Origin of the sequence: Polaromonas sp. (genome assembly GCF_013817205.1) — a bacterium.
In the GTDB taxonomy this organism is placed as follows: Bacteria; Pseudomonadota; Gammaproteobacteria; order Burkholderiales; family Burkholderiaceae_C; genus Polaromonas.
In genome coordinates, this window is sequence record NZ_JACDDD010000025.1 from 17,066 (window position 1) to 34,934 (window position 17,869).

The 17,869-nt window shown below is 62.6% G+C and carries 14 protein-coding genes; 11 read left to right on the forward strand and 3 right to left on the reverse strand.

The window, feature by feature from the left end; genetic code table 11:
• The first annotated feature begins 39 nt into the window (after positions 1-39).
• Positions 40-6,129 (forward strand): Hpt domain-containing protein, encoded by a 6,090-nt coding sequence (locus tag H0W47_RS07910; RefSeq protein WP_296922762.1) that lies wholly within the window; start codon positions 40-42, stop codon positions 6,127-6,129.
• Positions 6,130-6,180: 51 nt separating this feature from the next.
• On the opposite strand, the gene H0W47_RS07915 is transcribed toward H0W47_RS07910, so the two are convergent.
• The gene (locus H0W47_RS07915) at positions 6,181-7,674 is read right to left on the reverse strand and encodes a deoxyribodipyrimidine photo-lyase (protein WP_296922765.1); all 1,494 of its coding nucleotides are present in this window, start codon (positions 7,672-7,674) and stop codon (positions 6,181-6,183) included.
• A gap of 83 nt (positions 7,675-7,757) precedes the next feature.
• Between H0W47_RS07915 and H0W47_RS07920 the strand changes: the two genes are divergently transcribed.
• From H0W47_RS07920 to H0W47_RS07945, 6 genes are all read left to right on the forward strand, one after another.
• Positions 7,758-8,345, forward strand: coding sequence for a YqgE/AlgH family protein (locus tag H0W47_RS07920; protein WP_296922768.1), 588 nt, complete (start codon positions 7,758-7,760; stop codon positions 8,343-8,345).
• Positions 8,342-8,758, forward strand: a complete 417-nt coding sequence (gene ruvX, locus H0W47_RS07925; protein WP_296922771.1) for a Holliday junction resolvase RuvX — start codon at positions 8,342-8,344, stop codon at positions 8,756-8,758. Before H0W47_RS07920 ends, ruvX begins: the two co-directional genes overlap by 4 nt.
• 58 nt (positions 8,759-8,816) lie before the next feature.
• A complete protein-coding gene (gene pyrR, locus H0W47_RS07930; RefSeq protein WP_296922774.1) occupies positions 8,817-9,329 on the forward strand; it encodes a bifunctional pyr operon transcriptional regulator/uracil phosphoribosyltransferase PyrR in 513 nt (170 codons plus the stop codon).
• Positions 9,330-9,369: 40 nt separating this feature from the next.
• On the forward strand, positions 9,370-10,332 hold the full coding sequence (locus H0W47_RS07935; RefSeq protein WP_296922778.1) for an aspartate carbamoyltransferase catalytic subunit: 963 nt from the start codon (positions 9,370-9,372) through the stop codon (positions 10,330-10,332).
• A 148-nt stretch (positions 10,333-10,480) separates the two neighbouring features.
• Positions 10,481-11,773, forward strand: coding sequence for a dihydroorotase (locus H0W47_RS07940; RefSeq protein WP_296922782.1), 1,293 nt, complete (start codon positions 10,481-10,483; stop codon positions 11,771-11,773).
• A 64-nt stretch (positions 11,774-11,837) separates the two neighbouring features.
• Positions 11,838-12,530: a 1-acyl-sn-glycerol-3-phosphate acyltransferase gene (locus H0W47_RS07945; RefSeq protein ID WP_296922840.1), complete on the forward strand. Its 693-nt coding sequence runs from the start codon at positions 11,838-11,840 to the stop codon at positions 12,528-12,530.
• 6 nt (positions 12,531-12,536) lie between these two features.
• Here the strand turns inward: H0W47_RS07945 and H0W47_RS07950 are convergent, their stop codons facing one another.
• Entirely contained in the window at positions 12,537-13,604 is a 1,068-nt protein-coding gene (locus tag H0W47_RS07950; RefSeq protein WP_296922785.1) for an ABC transporter ATP-binding protein, read from the reverse strand.
• A gap of 111 nt (positions 13,605-13,715) precedes the next feature.
• Here H0W47_RS07950 and H0W47_RS07955 point away from each other — a divergent pair, with 111 nt between their 5' ends.
• The 4 genes from H0W47_RS07955 to H0W47_RS07970 all read left to right on the forward strand — a co-directional run bounded on the left by H0W47_RS07955 (position 13,716) and on the right by H0W47_RS07970 (position 16,806).
• Positions 13,716-15,326 (forward strand): iron ABC transporter permease, encoded by a 1,611-nt coding sequence (locus tag H0W47_RS07955; protein ID WP_296922788.1) that lies wholly within the window; start codon positions 13,716-13,718, stop codon positions 15,324-15,326.
• A gap of 145 nt (positions 15,327-15,471) precedes the next feature.
• Positions 15,472-15,693, forward strand: a complete 222-nt coding sequence (locus H0W47_RS07960; protein WP_296922792.1) for a CsbD family protein — start codon at positions 15,472-15,474, stop codon at positions 15,691-15,693.
• A 79-nt stretch (positions 15,694-15,772) separates the two neighbouring features.
• Positions 15,773-16,345 (forward strand): hypothetical protein, encoded by a 573-nt coding sequence (locus H0W47_RS07965; protein ID WP_296922797.1) that lies wholly within the window; start codon positions 15,773-15,775, stop codon positions 16,343-16,345.
• Between the two features lie 233 nt (positions 16,346-16,578).
• Positions 16,579-16,806, forward strand: coding sequence for a sulfurtransferase TusA family protein (locus tag H0W47_RS07970; protein WP_296922800.1), 228 nt, complete (start codon positions 16,579-16,581; stop codon positions 16,804-16,806).
• A 139-nt stretch (positions 16,807-16,945) separates the two neighbouring features.
• Here H0W47_RS07970 and galU read toward each other — a convergent pair whose 3' ends face one another.
• On the reverse strand, positions 16,946-17,824 hold the full coding sequence (galU, locus tag H0W47_RS07975; RefSeq protein WP_296922802.1) for a UTP--glucose-1-phosphate uridylyltransferase GalU: 879 nt from the start codon (positions 17,822-17,824) through the stop codon (positions 16,946-16,948).
• Between the last annotated feature and the right edge of the window lie 45 nt (positions 17,825-17,869).

Below are 17,869 nucleotides of genomic sequence, written 5' to 3' on the forward strand. Positions count from 1 at the left end.
TTGTCCGTGAAATCCGATTTATGAACCGGCCCGCCATCTATGCAATCGAACGACCTGAATTCAACAGCCGCTGAAGTGGATGTGGCTGTCAATGACCTGGGCCCGTTGGCTTGGGTGCTGGACGAACTGCGTAAATCGCTGGATGGATCTGCCAAGGCCTTGAAACGCTTTGTCCGAGATGCCGAACTCGCGCGAGGTTCGGACCTCGCTGCCCTGGATGCGAGCCAGCTGCGTATTGCGCGTCAGCAGTTGCATCAGGCGGTAGGTGCGCTGGAGATGGTGGGTCTGGGCGCGCCGGCCCTGCTGCTGCGGGCCATGGAAGCGGCGGTGCAGAAATTCATTCAGCGACCTGAGTTATGCAACCAGGATGCTGCGGCCAAGGTCGAGCGGGCGAGTTTTGCCCTGACGGAGTATCTGGAGGGTGTACTGGCCGACAAGCCGGTATCCGCCGTTTCCCTGTTTCCACAGTACCGCGATGTCCAAGGCCTGGTGGGTGCTGACCGCATTCATCCGGCAGACCTCTGGGTCTTCGAATTGCGCTGGATCGAGCCAGTCACGGATCTGCCGGCAGAAGGCCGGCCCTACGACGATGCATCGCGACAGACTTTGGACCAACTTGTCCTGCAAGTCATGCGCACTGGTGACGCGCAGGCTGCGCAAGGCTTCAAGGACATGTGTCTGGGCTTTGCAAAGGCGCAGTCGGGCGGCGAACCTCGCGTTTTCTGGAAGATTGCGGCGGCTTATTTCGAGGCGATGTCGCACGGCCTCCTGAAAGTCGATATTCATGTCAAGCGGGCGGCTTCGCGCATCCTCCTGCAGTATGCCGCTTTCGCTAAGGGAAGCACCAATGCGTCGGACCGTCTCGCCTTGGATTTGTTGTTCTTTTGCTCGCAAGCCGTAGCCGCTCGTGCCACCGATGCGCCCGTGCTTTCAGCGGTTCGCGCAAGTTATGGCCTGACCCGCTTCAAACCGGTGGACTACGAAGCGGTGCAGTTTGGCCGTTTTGACCCGGCCTTGCTGGCGCAGGCCCGAAAGCGAATTGTTTCTGCCAAGGAAACATGGTCGTCACTGACCGCTGGCGATGTTGGCAAATTCAAGACTGTTGCCGACCAGTTCAGCCTGGTCACCGATTCACTGGTCAAACTGCATCCCCCGAGTGAACCGCTCGCCCAGTCCTTGTCGCGGGTGATCGATACGACGGTTCGTTCCGGACAGGCGCCGCCGATTGAACTGGCCCTCGAAGTGGCGACCGCCGTGTTGTATCTGGAAGCTGCCTTTGACGACCTTGATCCGAACGATCCGCAGCTGGCGGCCAGGACGGTCCGGCTGGCTGAGCGCCTCGAAGGTGTGCGCAGCGGTGGTGAAGCCCAGCCGCTGGAAGCCTGGATGGAAGAGCTGTACCGGCATGTCAGCGACAAGCAAACCATGGGCAGTGTGGTTGGCGAGTTGCGCATTTCGCTCAGCGAACTTGAAAAATCCCTGGACCTGTTTTTCCGTAATCCCCTGGAGAAAGCGGTGCTTGCCGCTGTGCCGGGGCAGTTGTCGCAGATGCGGGGTGTCTTGTCGGTGCTCGGCCTGGACCAGGCATCGCACGCGGTCCTGCGGATGCGTGACAGTGTGGAGCAGATGCTGGTCACAGAAGTGGATGAGCAACAGGCCCGTGCTGCCGGCACATTTGACCTCCTGGGCAACAATCTGGGCGCCTTGAGCTTCCTGATTGACATGCTCAATTACCAGCCGGCGCTGGCCAAGAAGCTGTTTGTTTACGATGAAGCTACGGGGGAACTCAAACCCGTGATGGGTCGAAGCCTGGCGGCGCCTGATGCTGCCGCCTCTGTGACGGTGCATGGTGAGCTGTCGCAGGAAGTCCTGGCCGTTGTTCACGAAGCGGAAGCCGGTTTATCCGCAGCCACTCTGAGTGTCAAACTTGACGTGCTGGCGACGCATGCTGCGCTGGCCGATCAGCCCGCGCTGGCACAAACCGCCCGCAACGCTGCGGTGGCCGTGGCCGGCAACACGCAGGCGGATTCCAGTTCGCTGACCGATCTGGTCGCGGCCGCAGCGCCTGCACCTGCGCCCGTGGTGGTGGCTCCGATCGGCGAGGAATTTGAAGAAGACGACCTGCGCGACATTTTCCTCGAGGAGGCGCGCGAGGTGGCCGGGCAGGCTCAAGCCGCCGTTGCAGCGCTTGCCATCGAACCGGGCGATGTTGGCGAACTCACCATCCTGCGCCGTGCCTTTCATACGCTCAAGGGCAGCTCACGCATGGTGGGGCTCAACGAATTTGGCGAAGCGGCGTGGTCCATGGAGCAACTGCTCAACGGCTGGCTGGCTGAGCAAAAGTCGTCGAATGACAGCTTCCGCGCCTTGTGCGTGCAGGCCATGGAGGGGTTCGCTGCCTGGATTGACGACATTGCAGCCAACCGGGACGCGGCTTGGAAAGCCGCACCATTTAGAAGCAGCGCCGAGGCGATGCGAACCGAAGGTCTTTTTCTCGCCGTCGCGTTACCAGCTGCGGCATCCGCGCCGCTGCCTGTTGAGCAAGCGGTCGAGTCGCCGCCTGCACCCTCGGAGGTGACGGATACGGCCACGGATTTTGACTTTGACTTCGCAACCGGCATAGCGCCGGCAGGCGAGCCGGCGCCACAGGCGCCGGAGCCGCTGATCGGCGAGATCCAGGGCATAGACTTTGACAGCTTGTCGGCCTTGTCCAGCGACGCAGTGGTGGCGGTTCAGGCTGCCCCTGCCCCCATCGCAGCGTTTGAACTGGACCTCGAAGATCCTGCGCCCGAGGCGGCGCAAGCCAGTCCGCTTGAGTTGTCCGACATTGATTTTGATGCCCATTTCCTGACTCCCGAAGCCCCAGAAGCTCCAGAGGCTCCAGAGGCTCCTGAAGAAGCGGTACTCGCTCAAACTGGTGAGGCTACGCCAGCTGCGGCGGACGCCGTGCTTGAGTTTGCTGCAGATTCCCCGGGTGAGGCGGTACCAGTGCCAGAGATTGACTTGCCGGTCACTTTTGAGGACTTCAGCGAATCAGGGACCCTGGAGTCTGCCGGAGACGAACAGGTCAAGGTGATCGGTTCCCTGCGCATAGGCATTCCGCTGTACAACGTCTATTTGAACGAGGCCGATGAGTGGTCCCGTCGGCTGGTGACGGAGGTCACGGAATGGACCATGGAGCACGGGAAGCCGATTGGCGACTCGACCCTCGCGTTGACCCATTCCCTGGCGGGTAGCTCATCGACGGTCGGGTTTGATGCACTTTCCGAGATGGCCCGAGCGCTTGAGCATGCCTTGCATCAGTCGCAGGTCCAGCCCGGAAGCGATGCGGGCGGGCACAGCCAGCTTTTTATCGATGCGGCTGAAGACATCCGGCGTTTGTTGCACCAGTTTGCAGCAGGTTTCCTCAAGCAGCCCGACCCCAAGATCCTCCAGGCTTTGCGCAACATCGACTTCTCCGAACCCGCCAGCGATCCGGCCTCCGGTGCCGGGGACGTAGAGGTTCCAGTCCCGGTTGCTGCGGCAGTCCCGCCGCCAGCGCCCGCCCCTGCCACCAGATTCATCATCAAGGCGGTGACTAGTGCGCCGGTTCGGGTTTCTGCGCCACCCCCGAACGTGGCCGCACCAGTCTCGCCAGCGGCCCCCGCGCCTGTGGCCCCTGCGCCTGTACCGCACGCTGCGACGCAACCCGTGACCGCAGCAGCTGCAGCCTCCCAGCCATTGATCTTTAACGAGGACATCGACGACGAGTTCGACGCGGTTGATGTTATCGATCCCGACCTGTTCCCGATTTTCGAAGAGGAAGGCGCTGAGCTGATGCCGCAACTGAGCGCTGCCTTGAGGCAATGGGCGGCGCGACCGGATAACCTCGGCGCGCGCAATGAAGTCTTGCGCGCGCTGCACACCCTCAAGGGCAGTGCCCGGCTGGCAGGTGCGATGCGGCTGGGGGAGATGGCTCACCGCATTGAGTCCGATATTGAGCGCATAGGATCCGCTGCTGCCGCTTCGCAGGACTTCGATGCCCTGCTGGCGACCTTTGACGGCATGCAGGCGAATTTCGAGGCCTTGCGACACCCTGGCACTCCGGAAACACTGGAGTCCCTGCAGCCCCTGCCTGAGCCGGCAGCGGAGTCTGGAACGGATGAACCCGAAAGCGCGACGGGCACAGCCGTGTCGCCCGCCAGTGGGCGAAAAGTGGTGATGTCCATGGCCCAGGCCACGGCCTTGCAGCCCCTGCGCACCGTGGCTTCCGGATCGATCCGTGTCCGTTCGCAGTTGCTGGACCGCATGGTCAACCAGGCCGGTGAGGTGATGATCACGCGTTCCCGTTTGGAAGCCGAGTTGAACCAGTTGCGCGGCTCGCTCAACGACTTGAGTGGCAACTTGAACCGCTTGCGCTCGCAATTGCGCGACGTGGAACTGCACTCGGAAACCCAGATGCAGTCGCGCTTGCAGCAGGCCAAGGAAGCCCAACTCGGGTTTGACCCGCTGGAATTCGACCGCTTTACCCGGGTGCAGGAGCTGACGCGAATGATGGCCGAGTCGGTCAATGACGTGGCAACCGTGCAGCGTACCCTGCAGCGCACCGTGGAAGCGACCGAGGACGATTTGATCGCCCAGGCCCGCCAGACGCGAGAGTTGCAGCGCGATCTGCTGCGTACCCGCATGGTGGAGTTCGAGGGCATTTCGGAGCGTCTGTATCGCGTGGTGCGGCAGGCCTCTAAAGAAACCGGCAAACAGGTGCGGCTGGACCTGCAGGGCGGTACCATTGAGATGGACCGCGGCATGCTGGACCGCATGACGCCGGCATTCGAACACCTGCTGCGCAATTGCGTGGCGCACGGCATCGAGGACCCTGATACGCGCATGGGCGCCGGCAAGGATGCCAGCGGCCTGATCACTGTCAGTGTGCAGCAATCGGGCAATGACGTGGCGGTCGAGTTCCGCGATGACGGCGCCGGACTGAATCTGCAGCGCATACGCGAGAAGGCCGAGTCGTCAGGGTTGATCTCTCCTGGCCAGCAGATCGGTGACGATGAGGCTGCCAACCTGATTTTCATGCCTGGTTTTTCCACGGCATCGCATGTGACGGAACTCGCGGGCCGCGGCATCGGCATGGATGTGGTCCGCTCCGAGGTCAATGCGCTGGGTGGCAGGATCGAAACCAGTACCGCCCCGGGCAAGGGGACCAACTTCAAGCTGGTGCTGCCGCTCACTACGGCGGTGACGCAGGTGGTCATGCTGCGCGCGGGCAGCTCCTCGGTGGGTGTGCCTGCCAACGTGGTCGAGACCGTGCGCCGTATCTCCGCCAAGGACCTGCAGCAGGCCTACAACAGCGGCGTGGTCGACGTGGCCGGCGAAAGTGTTCCCTTCTTCTGGTCGGGCGCCTTGCTACAGGCCTCTCGACGCAGCAACGAACCCCAGGGCAAAACTGCACCGGTGGTGATTTTCCGGAGTGCTGCCCAGCGTATCGCCCTGCACGTTGATGAAGTCCTGGGCACTCAGGAGGTAGTGGTTAAAAACCTCGGGCCCCAGTTGTCGCGCCTGCCGGGCCTGGCGGGCATGTCGGTGCTGGCTTCCGGCGCGGTGGTGCTGATTTACAACCCGGTCGCGCTCGCCACGGTTTATGGGCAACAGGCTCGCGGCTGGAGTTCTGACAGCGCCGAGCCGCACATGTTGGAGCAGTCGGCTGGTAGTGACTCCGGTGGCTCCAAGGTCGCGGTGGCACCCGTTATGCCGGCGGTGCCGCAGATTCCGCTGATCCTGGTGGTGGACGATTCCATCACGGTGCGGCGAGTGACGCAGCGCCTGCTGCAGCGAGAGGGCTACCGCGTATCCATGGCGGCCGACGGCCTGCAGGCGCTCGAAAGGCTGCAGGATGAGCGGCCCACGGTGGTGCTGTCGGACATCGAGATGCCGCGCATGGACGGCTTCGATCTGGCGCGTAATATCCGCGGGGACGCTCGCCTGAGCAGCCTGCCTATCATCATGATCACGTCGCGGATCGCCGAGAAGCATCGCGAACATGCCAAGGATCTGGGTGTTGATCATTACCTCGGCAAACCCTATGCCGAGGACGAATTGCTCAGCCTGATTCGACACTACTGCAGCGTCGAGCTTGCAGTTTGAAGTAAAAATGGCCGCCAGCCCATAGCCCGCAAGCGCGAGCAGCTAGAAAAACTATAGCAATTCGGGCTCGGCCGGCTTTTTAACCGGCGCATAGCGCAGCAGCGTCAGGGCCCTGGCCTCGTCGTGCTTCACCACCGGAAGCGGATAGTCGCGGCCCAGTTCAATACCTGCAGCCGCCAGTTCAACCGGGTTTGCCAGCCAAGGGCTGTGTATCGCGTGCCCACTGAGCCTGGTGAACTGGGGCAGGTATCTGCGGATGAACTTGCCGTCGGCATCAAACTTCTCGCTCTGCGTGATCGGGTTGAATATCCGGAAGTAGGGCTGGGCATCGCAACCGCTGCTCGATGCCCACTGCCATCCGCCGTTGTTGGATGACAAATCGAAATCATTCAAATGTGTGGCGAAGTAGGCCTCGCCCCACCGCCAGTCGATGCCCAGATCCTTCACCAGAAAACTCGCAGTCACCATACGCAGCCGGTTGTGCATGTAGCCGGTCTGGTTGATCTGCGCCATCGCGGCGTCGACCAGCGGGTAGCCGGTGCGACCCTCGCACCAGGCCAAGAACAGTGCCTGCGCGCGGGGTCCTTGCTCCCACTGGATGGCGTCGTATTCCAGCTTGAATGATGCCGTGGCAACGTGCGGGAAGTTGCTCAGGATCTGCGCGTAAAAATCGCGCCAGACCAGTTCGCTGAGCCATACGGCGGCACCCTGGCTGCCCTGCTGCTGCCTCTGCAGTGCTGCGGCCGCCAAGCGGCGTATGGACACCGTGCCGAAGCGCAGGTGCACGCCGAGGTAGCTGGGCCCCTTCACGGCGGGGAAGTCGCGGGTGGCATGGTACTGGTCGATGCGCCCGATGAACTGATCGAGCAGTTGCGCTCCCCCCGCACTTCCTGTCGGGATTTTGAGTGCAACGAGGTTGGTCGGTTCGAAGTTTAAAGCTGTCAGCTCCGGCACGGCCGCGCGCCATGCTGCTGGACGCGGCGCCAGTGTCGCAGCATGGTTTTCAATGGCGTAAGGGCGCAGGAAAAACGCATCGACCTTTTTGAGCCAGGCGTTTTTATACGGCGTGAACACACTGTAGGGCTTGCCGGTTTGTGTCAGCAGCTCCTGGCGCTCAAAAATCACATGGTCCTTGAAGGTATGAAAGGCCACAGTGGACGCAGCCAGAGCGTCGGCAACTTGCCGATCCCGCCTGAGCGACTGAGGCTCGTCATCGTGATTGGCGAACACGGCGCTGACGCCCAGGGCCCGTGCCAGTCGCGGCACAGCCTCGGTCGCCCAGCCATGCAAGGTGACCAGGCCTGCGCCATCGATGCCGTGCTGGCTGGCCAGTTGCCGCAACTGCCCGTCGAGGTCCAGCAGGGATTCGCGGATGAATTCAACCCGGCGGTCGGCGCGCGGCAGCTGGTCCAGGATGTCACGGTCCAGCACAAACAAGCAAAACACCTGGCAGCATGCCTTGAGGGCATGGTGCAGCGCCGCGTTGTCATCGCAGCGCAGATCACGCCGGAACCACATCAGACCCTTGTCATATTGCTTGCTCATGTTCGGAGAATTTCCTGGCGGGTGATGAAGCATGCCGATAGGTTTTTCCACCTGTGCAAGCAGCCTGCGCGTAAAATCGCGCCATGGCCATGGATTCTGCACCGATCAACCTTACCCACCACTTTCTGATTGCCATGCCCGGCCTGGATGACGAGGCTTTCGCCCGAAGTGTGGTGTACATGTGCGAGCACAGCAACCGTGGCGCGCTTGGGCTGGTGATCAACAAGCCCAGCGACATCAACCTGCAAAACCTGTTTGACAAGGTTTCCTTGCCCTTGCGGCGCGACGACTTGACCGGGTCACCGGTTTTCCAGGGCGGCCCGGTGCAAACCGAGCGGGGCTTTGTGCTACACGAGTGCATGCTGGCGGGCAGCGAGTCCGTTTACGCCGCGACCATGACCATCCCCGGTGGACTGGAGATGACGACGTCCCGCGATGTGCTGGAGGCGCTGTCCACCGGCGCCGGACCCCGCAAGGTGTTTGTCTCGCTGGGATATTCATCCTGGGGCGAGGGCCAGCTGGAATCCGAGATTTCCGAAAACAGCTGGTTGACTGTGGAAGCCGACCTGTCGCTGATTTTCGACACGCCGGTTGAGCAGCGTTATGACAAGGCCTTGCTGCTGCTGGGCCTTCAGAGCTGGATGCTGTCACCCGAGGCCGGCCACGCATGAGTACATTGGCTCCGCCTGCCGTGGCTGCCAGTTTCCAGACATTTCTTGCTTTCGATTTCGGCCTCAAGCGCACCGGGGTGGCTACCGGCAACCGGCTCACGCGCACCTCGACACCGCAGGGCAGCATTGCCGCCGAAGGCGATGCGCGCTTCGCCGCCATTGAGCTGAAGATCCGGGAGTGGCAACCCGATGCGCTGGTGGTCGGCATTCCCTATCACCCCGACGGCGCCAGCCACGAAAACACCGCGCGTACCCTGAAGTTCGCGCGCCAGCTGCGCGGACGGTTCGGCCTGCAGGTCTTTGAAGTTGATGAGCGCTACAGCACCACTGAAGCCCTGGCACAAGGCGCGCCCGATGCCGATGCAGCATCTGCCTGCATAATCCTTGAGCAATTTTTAAGGAGTCTTCCATGAGCAGTGCAGAACAGCGTGACGCGGCTACCCGCGCTCTGGCGCAGGGGCGGGGAGCGGCATGAGCAGCCTGACCCTGGACGCCGAAGCCCTGTACCGCGAGGTTCTGCGCGCCATGCCACAAATGCTCGCGACCGGGGAGCAAAAGCCGCGCCTGGTGGGTGTCGCTTCCGGCGGTGTCTGGCTGGCCGAACGCCTGCGGGCCGACCTGGGACTGACGGAAGAGGCTGGCACCCTGTCGTCAGCGATGCACCGCGATGATTTTGCGCAGCGCGGCCTGTCGTCCAGTGGCCAGACCGTGCTGCCTTTCGACGTCAACGGCGCCGACCTGATCGTGCTTGATGACGTTTTGTACACCGGGCGCACCATACGCGCCGTGCTCAACGAGTTGTTTGACTACGGCCGACCGGCCAGCGTCAAGCTGGTGGTGCTGGTGGACCGCGGTGGGCGCGAATTGCCCATCCAGGCTGACTTCGCAGCCGCTCGGGTAGCGTTGCCTGCCTCGCAGTCTCTCGCGCTGGCGCGTGGCGACGACGGCCATTTCAGTTTTCAGGTGCAAGGAGCGACCCCATGAACCCCGTTACCGACGGCCGGGCCGTGCGCAAGGCTTGACCATGCTGTACCGACGAAATCCGCAGCTCAACAAAAACGGCGACCTGATCCACTTGCTGTCGATCGAAGGTTTGCCCAAGGCCACCCTGACGCAGATCCTGGACACCGCCGCCAGCTTTGTCAGCGTCAGCGACCGCGAGGTCAAGAAAGTCCCGCTGCTGCGCGGTAAAAGCGTGTTCAACCTCTTCTTTGAGAACTCCACGCGTACCCGCACCACCTTCGAGATCGCAGCCACGCGGCTGTCGGCCGACGTCATCAACCTCGACATCGCGCGTTCATCGGCATCAAAGGGCGAGTCCCTGCTCGACACCATTTCCAACCTGAGCGCGATGGCGGCCGACCTGTTTGTGGTGCGCCACAGTGAGTCGGGTGCGCCCTACCTGATCGCGCAGCACGTCGCGCCCCATGTTCACGTGATCAATGCTGGCGACGGTCGCCATGCCCACCCGACGCAGGGGTTGCTGGACATGTATACCATCCGCCATTACAAGAAGGACTTCAGCCAGCTGACGGTGGCCATCGTCGGCGACGTGCTGCATTCCCGCGTCGCGCGCTCTGACATCCACGCGCTAACCACGCTGGGCTGCCCCGAGGTGCGCGTGGTGGGCCCCAAGACCCTGGTCCCCGCCGACATGGCGCAGATGGGTGTGCGAGTCTGCCACACCCTCGAAGAAGGCATACGGGACGCCGACGTCATCATCATGCTGAGGTTGCAGAACGAGCGCATGTCCGGCGCTTTGCTTCCCAGCAGTCAGGAGTTCTTTAAGAGTTTCGGACTGACCCCCGACAAGTTGAAACTGGCAAAACCAGACGCCATCGTGATGCACCCGGGCCCCATCAACCGCGGTGTCGAGATCGACTCGGCCGTGGTGGATGGTGCGCAAAGCGTGATCCTGCCGCAGGTCACCTTCGGCATCGCGGTGCGTATGGCGGTGATGAGCATTGTTGCGGGGAACGAAGCGTGAACCTGTGCCCCCACGCTCGCCACTTCGTGTGCTTCGCTGCCCCCCGGGGGGGCGCTGCGCCTGCGGCCCGGCAAAGCCGGTTCCGCGGCCCCTGCTGGTCTGGAAGATCCCCCAACGCTTGTCAGCTTGCGCGCTGTGGAGACACAAGATGAAGATGTTGATTAAAAACGGACGGGTGATGGATCCAGCATCCGGTCATGAGGCGGTGGGGGATGTCGCCATTGCTGCCGGTCGCATCGTCTCGCTTCAGGGCGCGCCGGCTGACTTCACGCCGAACAAGACCATCGACGCCACCGGCTGCATCGTCGCGCCGGGTCTGATCGATTTGTCGGCGCGCCTGCGCGAACCCGGCTACGAACACGAAGGCATGCTGGAAAGCGAACTGGCCGCAGCTGTGGCCGGTGGCGTGACCAGCCTGGTTTGCCCGCCGGACACCGATCCGGTGCTCGACGAACCCGGTCTGGTCGAGATGCTCAAGTTTCGCGCCGAAAAACTGCACCAGTCGCGCGTGTTTCCGCTGGGGGCCTTGACGCGTGCGCTCAAGGGTGAGGCATTGACGGAAATGGTGGAGCTGACCGAGGCCGGTTGTGTCGGCTTCAGCCAGGCGGATGTTCCGCTGGCCAACACGCAGGTGCTACTGCGTGCGCTGCAGTATGCCGCCAGCTTTGGGTACACGGTCTGGCTGCGGCCACAGGACAGCTGGCTGGGGGGCGGTGTTGCCGCCAGCGGCGCCCTGGCCACGCGACTGGGCCTGAGCGGCGTGCCGGTCGCGGCTGAAACGATTGCGCTGCACACCCTGTTTGAACTGATGCGCGCAACGGGTGCGCGGGTGCACATCTGCCGCATCAGCAGCGCTGCGGGCGTCGCCCTGCTGGCGCGTGCCAAGGCTGACGGATTGGCGGTGACTGCCGATGTCAGCATCAACAGCCTGCACCTGACCGATACCGACATCGGCTACTTTGACAGCCGCATGCGCCTGAACCCGCCGCTGCGCCAGCAGCGCGACCGCGACGCCCTGCGCCAAGGCTTGCTGGACGGCACCATTGACGCGCTGGTGTCGGACCACACGCCGGTCGAAGCCGATGCCAAGACCCTGCCTTTTGCCGAGGCCGAGCCGGGCGCGACCGGGCTGGAACTGCTGCTGGGTCTGGCCTGCAAGTGGGGCCAGGACAGTGGCGCGGGTCTTCAGCGCGCGTTGGCGGTGCTTACCAGCGAGCCGGCCCGCGTCCTTGGCAGTGCGCTCGGTACCTTGCAGGTCAGCGCGGGTCAACTCGCTGCAGGCGGCGTCGCCGACATCTGTGTATTTGATGCCCAGTCCGACTGGACGGTTCAGCCGGACGCACTGCGCAGCCAGGGCAAACACACACCGTTCTCCGGCTACCAATTGCCGGCCCGCGTGCGCTGGACGCTGGTGGGCGGCCAGCTCGCGTACGGGGCCTGAACGCGTGCGTCAGGCCCGGGCTGTCTGGCGGCTGCTGTGGGCGCTGTCGCATATCGCGGGCGGCATGTGGACCATTGTTTTCCGCTTTCCCCGGTTGACCCAGCTTGAGAAGGAAGCGCGGGTGCACGCCTGGGCGCAGGCCATGCTGCGCGGCGTCGGCATTGAGCTGGCGCTTCAAGGCCGGCCGGTGCCCGAGGGCCCGGCGCTGCTGGTGGCCAACCATCTGTCCTGGCTGGACATCGTGGTTTTGCATGCCTCGCGGTATTGCCGCTTCGTCTCCAAGGCTGACATCAAGCACTGGCCGCTGGTCGGCACCCTGGCCAGCGGCGCAGGCACCCTGTACATCGAGCGCGAGTCGCGGCGCGACGCCCACCGTGTGGTGCATCACATGGTCGAGCGGCTGCAACTGGGCGAGGTGTTGGCGGTTTTCCCGGAGGGCACCACTGGTGACGGAACTTCTATGAAGCCGTTTCATGCCAATTTGTTGCAGGCTGCCATTTCTGCCGATGCGCCGGTGCAGCCGCTGGCTCTGCGTTTTGTCGATGCGGACACGGGACAGACGAGTTTTGCACCGCGCTACATTGACGATGATTCTATTTTTGTATCGATCTGGGAGACCCTGTGTGTCACCCACCTGCGCGCCGAGGTGACGGTGGGCGAGCCCCAGCGCGCCGATGGCCGAGACCGCAGGGCCTGGGCCGCCGACCTGCAAACGGAAGTCGCCCGCCTGCTCAGCGCGTCGGCTCAGCGTCGGTGAACAGATTCAGGTGGCTGTTGGAAAGGTCACCACGTGATCGACTTCGGCGCGAATGCCAATCCATTCCCCCAAGGCGTGGTCGTGGTGCGAGGGCACATGGGCCATCACCGTCTCGCCGCTGCGCAGCTGGAGGGTGTACAGGAACTCCGAACCCCGAAAGGCCTTGCGTACGATCTGCGCCTTAACGGGCGCCGCATCATCGTGCACGATGTCGTCCGCGCGCAGCAACACGTCGCACACCCCGTCCGGGTAGGCGCCGGGCAGGGGGCACTCCAGCACGTCGCTGAGGTCACCTAGAGCCGTGCGCACCACCACATCGTCGCCCTGCTGCGTGATTTGCGCGCGGGTGAACACCCCGTGGCCAATAAAGTCGGCCACAAAACGCGTCGCCGGTCGATGGTAGAGCTCATAAGCGTCGTCCCATTGGTGCAGCTCGCCTTCGTGCATCACGCCGATGCGATCGCCGATGGCGAAGGCTTCAAGCTGGTCGTGGGTCACCAGCAGCGCGGTGGCGCCGGCCTGTTTCAGGATGGCACGCACCTCGTGGGCCAGACGTTCACGCAGATCGACGTCCAGGTTGGAGAAAGGCTCGTCGAGCAGCAGAAGCCGCGGCCAGGGTGCCAGCGCGCGCGCCAACGCCACGCGCTGTTGCTGGCCTCCTGACAGCTCGTGCGGGTATCGCCGTTGCGACTGGCCAAGGCCGACCATGTCCAGCACTTCTGAGATGCGTAGCTCGCGCTCTGCTGGTCGCAGGTGGGGCAGTCCGAAAGCCACGTTCTGGCCCACGTCCAGATGCGGAAACAGCGCGTAGTCCTGGAACACCATGCCAATACGGCGTTGTTCTGCCGGGATGTGGACGCCACTGCCGCTGACGGTTTCGCTGCCCAGCAAGATACTGCCGGCCTGCGCACGCTCCAGGCCTGCCACAGCGCGCAGCAAGGTGGTCTTTCCGCAGCCAGAAGGCCCGATCAGCACCCCAATCTCTCCGATCTGCAAGCCCAGCGACACGCCGTTGACCGCAGGCCGGGGCTGGCCGTCGTAGTGAACCACCAGCCTGGAAAGGTCTAAAAACATGGATGAATTGTAGATGCTTACAATTCTCATTCACACTTCATGGGTGCTGACCTGTAAAACCTCGTGGGGACAGGCGTCTGACCGGCATCAATCCTCCCAACCCTGGACCTCATGCTCCGCCGTTTTATTCCATCTGCCTTGTTGTTCGCGCTGATGGCCGTGCTCACCTTGCCTGTGCTGACGGTGATGCTGTCGTGGCTGGAGCTGGACGCCGATTCCCTGCCCATCCTGACCCAAATGCTGCAAACGGTGCTGCCAGAATACGCGTTCACCTCGCTGCTGCTGTGTCTGTCTGTCGCACTCGGGGTGGCGGTGGTCGGCATGGCCACCGCCAGTGTGGTGACCCTGTTTGACTTTCCGGGGCGGCGCTTTTTTTCCTGGGCGCTGCTGTTGCCGCTGGCCATGCCGGCTTATGTGGTGGCTTATGCCTACACCGATTTCTTGCAGTACGCCGGGCCGCTGCAAACCTGGATGCGGGGCAGTTTTGGCCTTCAAGGCAGATTGCTGCCTGAGGTCCGCAGCCTGGGCGGCGCGGTGCTGGTGTTCACGGTGTCGCTGTATCCCTATGTCTACCTGTTGGCGCGAACCGCCCTGTCAGAACGGGCAGTGCACCTGATGGAGGCCGCTCGGCTGCTGGGCGCCCCCCTTTCGCGCCGCATCCGCGAAGTGGCGCTGCCACTGGCCCGCCCAGCGGTTGCCGCCGGGGTGGCGCTGGCGCTGATGGAGACGCTGGCCGACTTCGGCGTGTCCAGCTATTTCGGCATCCAGACTTTCACGTCCGGCATTTACAAGGCCTGGTTGGCCATGGACAACCGTCTGGCCGCCGCGCAGCTTGCCAGCGTGCTGCTGCTGGTGGTGGCGGTACTGCTGAAGATCGAGCATCACGCGCAAAAACGCATGCGTTTCTCCACCAGCCGGGGTGGGCGCGCCGGCGCGGCTGACGCCGCACCCACGCCACTGCACGGGCTGACCGCCGGCGCGGCCGTACTGGTGTGTGCGCTGCCCGTCCTGCTCGGTTTTGTGCTGCCTGTGCTGTTTATGCTGCGACCGCTCTTTGCGGGCTGGGGCGAACTGCCCTGGACGCAGTTTGTGCGTTGGTCGCTCAACAGTGTGGGCCTGGCAGGCCTCAGTGCCGCACTGGCCACGGGCATCGCGATCGGACTTGCCTTTGCACTGCGCCGACGGCCCGACTGGCCGACCCGAGCCGCCGTGCAACTGGCCGGCCTGGGTTATGCCGTGCCGGGCGCCGTGATTGTTGTGGGTTTGCTGCTGCCGGTGGGGTGGCTGCAGGCGGCGGCACCGCAAACTGCGGCCGGCTACTGGATCACGGGAACCGTGCTCGGCATTGTCTGGGCCTACCTGGTACGGTTCACGGCTGTGGCGCTCCAGTCGGTGCAAAGTGGCTATACGCGCATTCCCGCCAGTTTCGACGACAGCGCCCGCATGCTGGGAAGCACAGGCCCAGCGCTGCTGTTGAAGGTGCACTGGCCGTTGTTACAGCGCTCGGTGGGCACGGCTGCGCTGCTGGTGTTTGTTGACGTGATGAAAGAGTTGCCAGCCACCTTGGTGTTGCGCCCCTTCAACAGCGATACGCTGGCGGTCGTGACCTACCAGCTCGCGCGCGACGAACGGCTGGGGGAGGCCGCCTTGCCTGCGCTGGCACTGGTGCTGGTGGGCCTGTTGCCGGTGCTTCTGCTGGGCCGCACTTGGCGCAGAAACTAGGCGCTGCGGAACCTGCGGGCCCGGTGTAGGCACCCACCTACGGCCATCTCTAGCGCGTGCCTACCCCAACACTGTTAGGGCCTGACTAAGGTGAAGTTCCTGTCGCAACGCTGAAAGCACGCGATTCACTCATTAGGAGATCACCATGAACCAAGATCAAATCGAAGGGAACTGGATGCAGTTCAAAGGCAAGGTCAAGGAGCAGTGGGGCAAGCTCACCGACGACGACCTCGACATCATCGCTGGCAAGCGCGACCAGTTACTGGGCCGGATACAGGCCCGCCACGGCTTGGCCAAGGACGAGGCGGAAAAGCAGCTTGATGATTTTCAGGAGCGCAATCCGACCGGCTTTTTCGAGCGTTATTGATCGACGCATCGAAACTGCCACGGCAGCTCTTTCTTAAAACTAGCTCACCCCGCCATTCATTCACGCAGAGGAAATTCAAATGAAAACCCAACTCGCCATGCTCACCCTCGCAGTTTCTTGCGCCTTCGCCGGTAATGCCATGGCCTTGACCAAGGAAGAGTACAAGCTACAGAAGGACCGTGTTGAAGCCGACTACAAGGCTGGCAAGGACAAATGTTCGACACTGAGCGCCAATGCGAAGGACATCTGCCAGGCCGAAGCCAAGGGCGCAGAAAAAGTTGCCAAGGCTGAACTGGAAGCCCAGTACAAGCCCAGCCCCCGCCATGACAAAAAGGTCCGGGACGCCAAGGCTGACGCCGCCTATGACGTCGCCAAGGAAAAATGTGATGACTTGTCCGGCAATGCCAAGGACGTCTGCGTGAAAGACGCCAAAGCTGCCCGCACCACCGCAAAGGCGAATGCCAAGGTCAGCAAGGCGGCTGCCGACGGCGGCAAGGACAAGGCTGAAAATGTGGCTGAAGCCCGCAAGGACGCCAAGGCCGAGAAGAACGAAGCCCAGTACAAGGCGGCCAAGGAGCGCTGCGACGCAATGTCAGGCGCTGCGAAAGACAGCTGCCAGAGCGATGCCAAGGCTAAATTCGGCATGAAGTAACCGTTACCAGCGCTTCGGCGCCGGACAGACCATCCCGGGTTTGCACTGCATCCCCGGGATTTTTTTTGCATCAAATAGGCCGTCAGCCCCCGTCCAATAAGCGCAGACTGCTACTAAATTGATAGCAAACAGGTGCTGAATGGACAGTGACCGGAGAGCCGGGCTGACATAGTCGCGGGGTGCTGAAGCGCTTGCCGGATTTGCTTAAAATGGTGGCAATCAAGGATTCAACCATGCACATCGACAAAGAACTCGACACCCGGGGCCTCAATTGCCCCCTGCCCATTCTCAAAGCCAAGAAGGCGCTGGCCGAGATGAACAGCGGGCAGTTGCTGCGTGTGGTCTCCACGGATTCAGGCTCGACCCGTGATTTCATGGCTTTTGCCAAACAAACCGGTAACGAACTGGTGGAGCAGCAGACCGAAGGCAGCGACTTCGTCCACGTGCTTCGGCGGCGGTGATATAGCCCCCACGTTCGCTCACTGCGTGTAGCTCTCTGCCCCCCCGAGGGGGCGCTGCTGCGCCTGCGGCCCGGCGAAGCCGGTTCCGCGGCCCCTGCTTGAACGGGAGCTACTCCGCGCTGCGTGGCAGCATGCGCTTTCAGACTACCTGCAAGTTTTTCAGATAATTGCGGAAGTGCTCACCAACTTCGGCGTGCTGCAAAGCGAGTTCCACTGTGGCTTCCAGAAAGCCTTCCTTGCTGCCGCAGTCGTAACGCTTGCCTTCGTACCGATACGCGTAAACGCTTTCTTCGGCCATCAGGCCGGCGATGCCATCGGTCAGCTGGATCTCACCACCCACGCCGGTGGGCTGCTTGCGGATATGCCGGAAAACGGCGGGTGTGAGGATGTAGCGCCCAGCTACACCCATTCTGGAAGGGGCCACTTCAGCCGCCGGCTTTTCAACGATGGTGGTCACTCTGATCAATTGCGGGTTGATACTTTCACCGGCCACGATGCCATAGCGACGTGTGTGTTCTGCGGGCACTTCCTGAACCGCCAGCACCGATTGCTGCAGTTCAGCGAATCGCACTGCCATCTGGGCCAGCACAGGCGGCGATCCCACCATCAGGTCATCGGCCAGCAGCACCGCAAAGGGTTCGCTGCCGACCAGGTGTTCCGCACACAACACAGCATGACCCAGGCCCAGGGAGCGCGGCTGGCGGACATAGGAAAAATCCATGTCACCGGGGTTCATCGAGCGCACCAGCTCCAGCAGTTCTTGCTTGCCGGCGGCTTCCAGCTCGGTTTCCAGCTCGTAGGCGGTGTCGAAGTGATCCTCGATGGCCCGCTTATTGCGTCCAGTGACAAAAATCATGTGACGTATGCCTGCCGCATAGGCCTCTTCAACGGCGTACTGGATCAGCGGTTTGTCCACCACAGGCAACATTTCCTTGGGCTGGGCCTTGGTGGCCGGTAGAAACCGGGTTCCCAAACCCGCGACGGGGAATACGGCCTTCTTTAGTGTGACTTTATGCATCGACTTTTAAAGCTTAAAGGGCTAGAGTGTTGCGTGGTTAATACA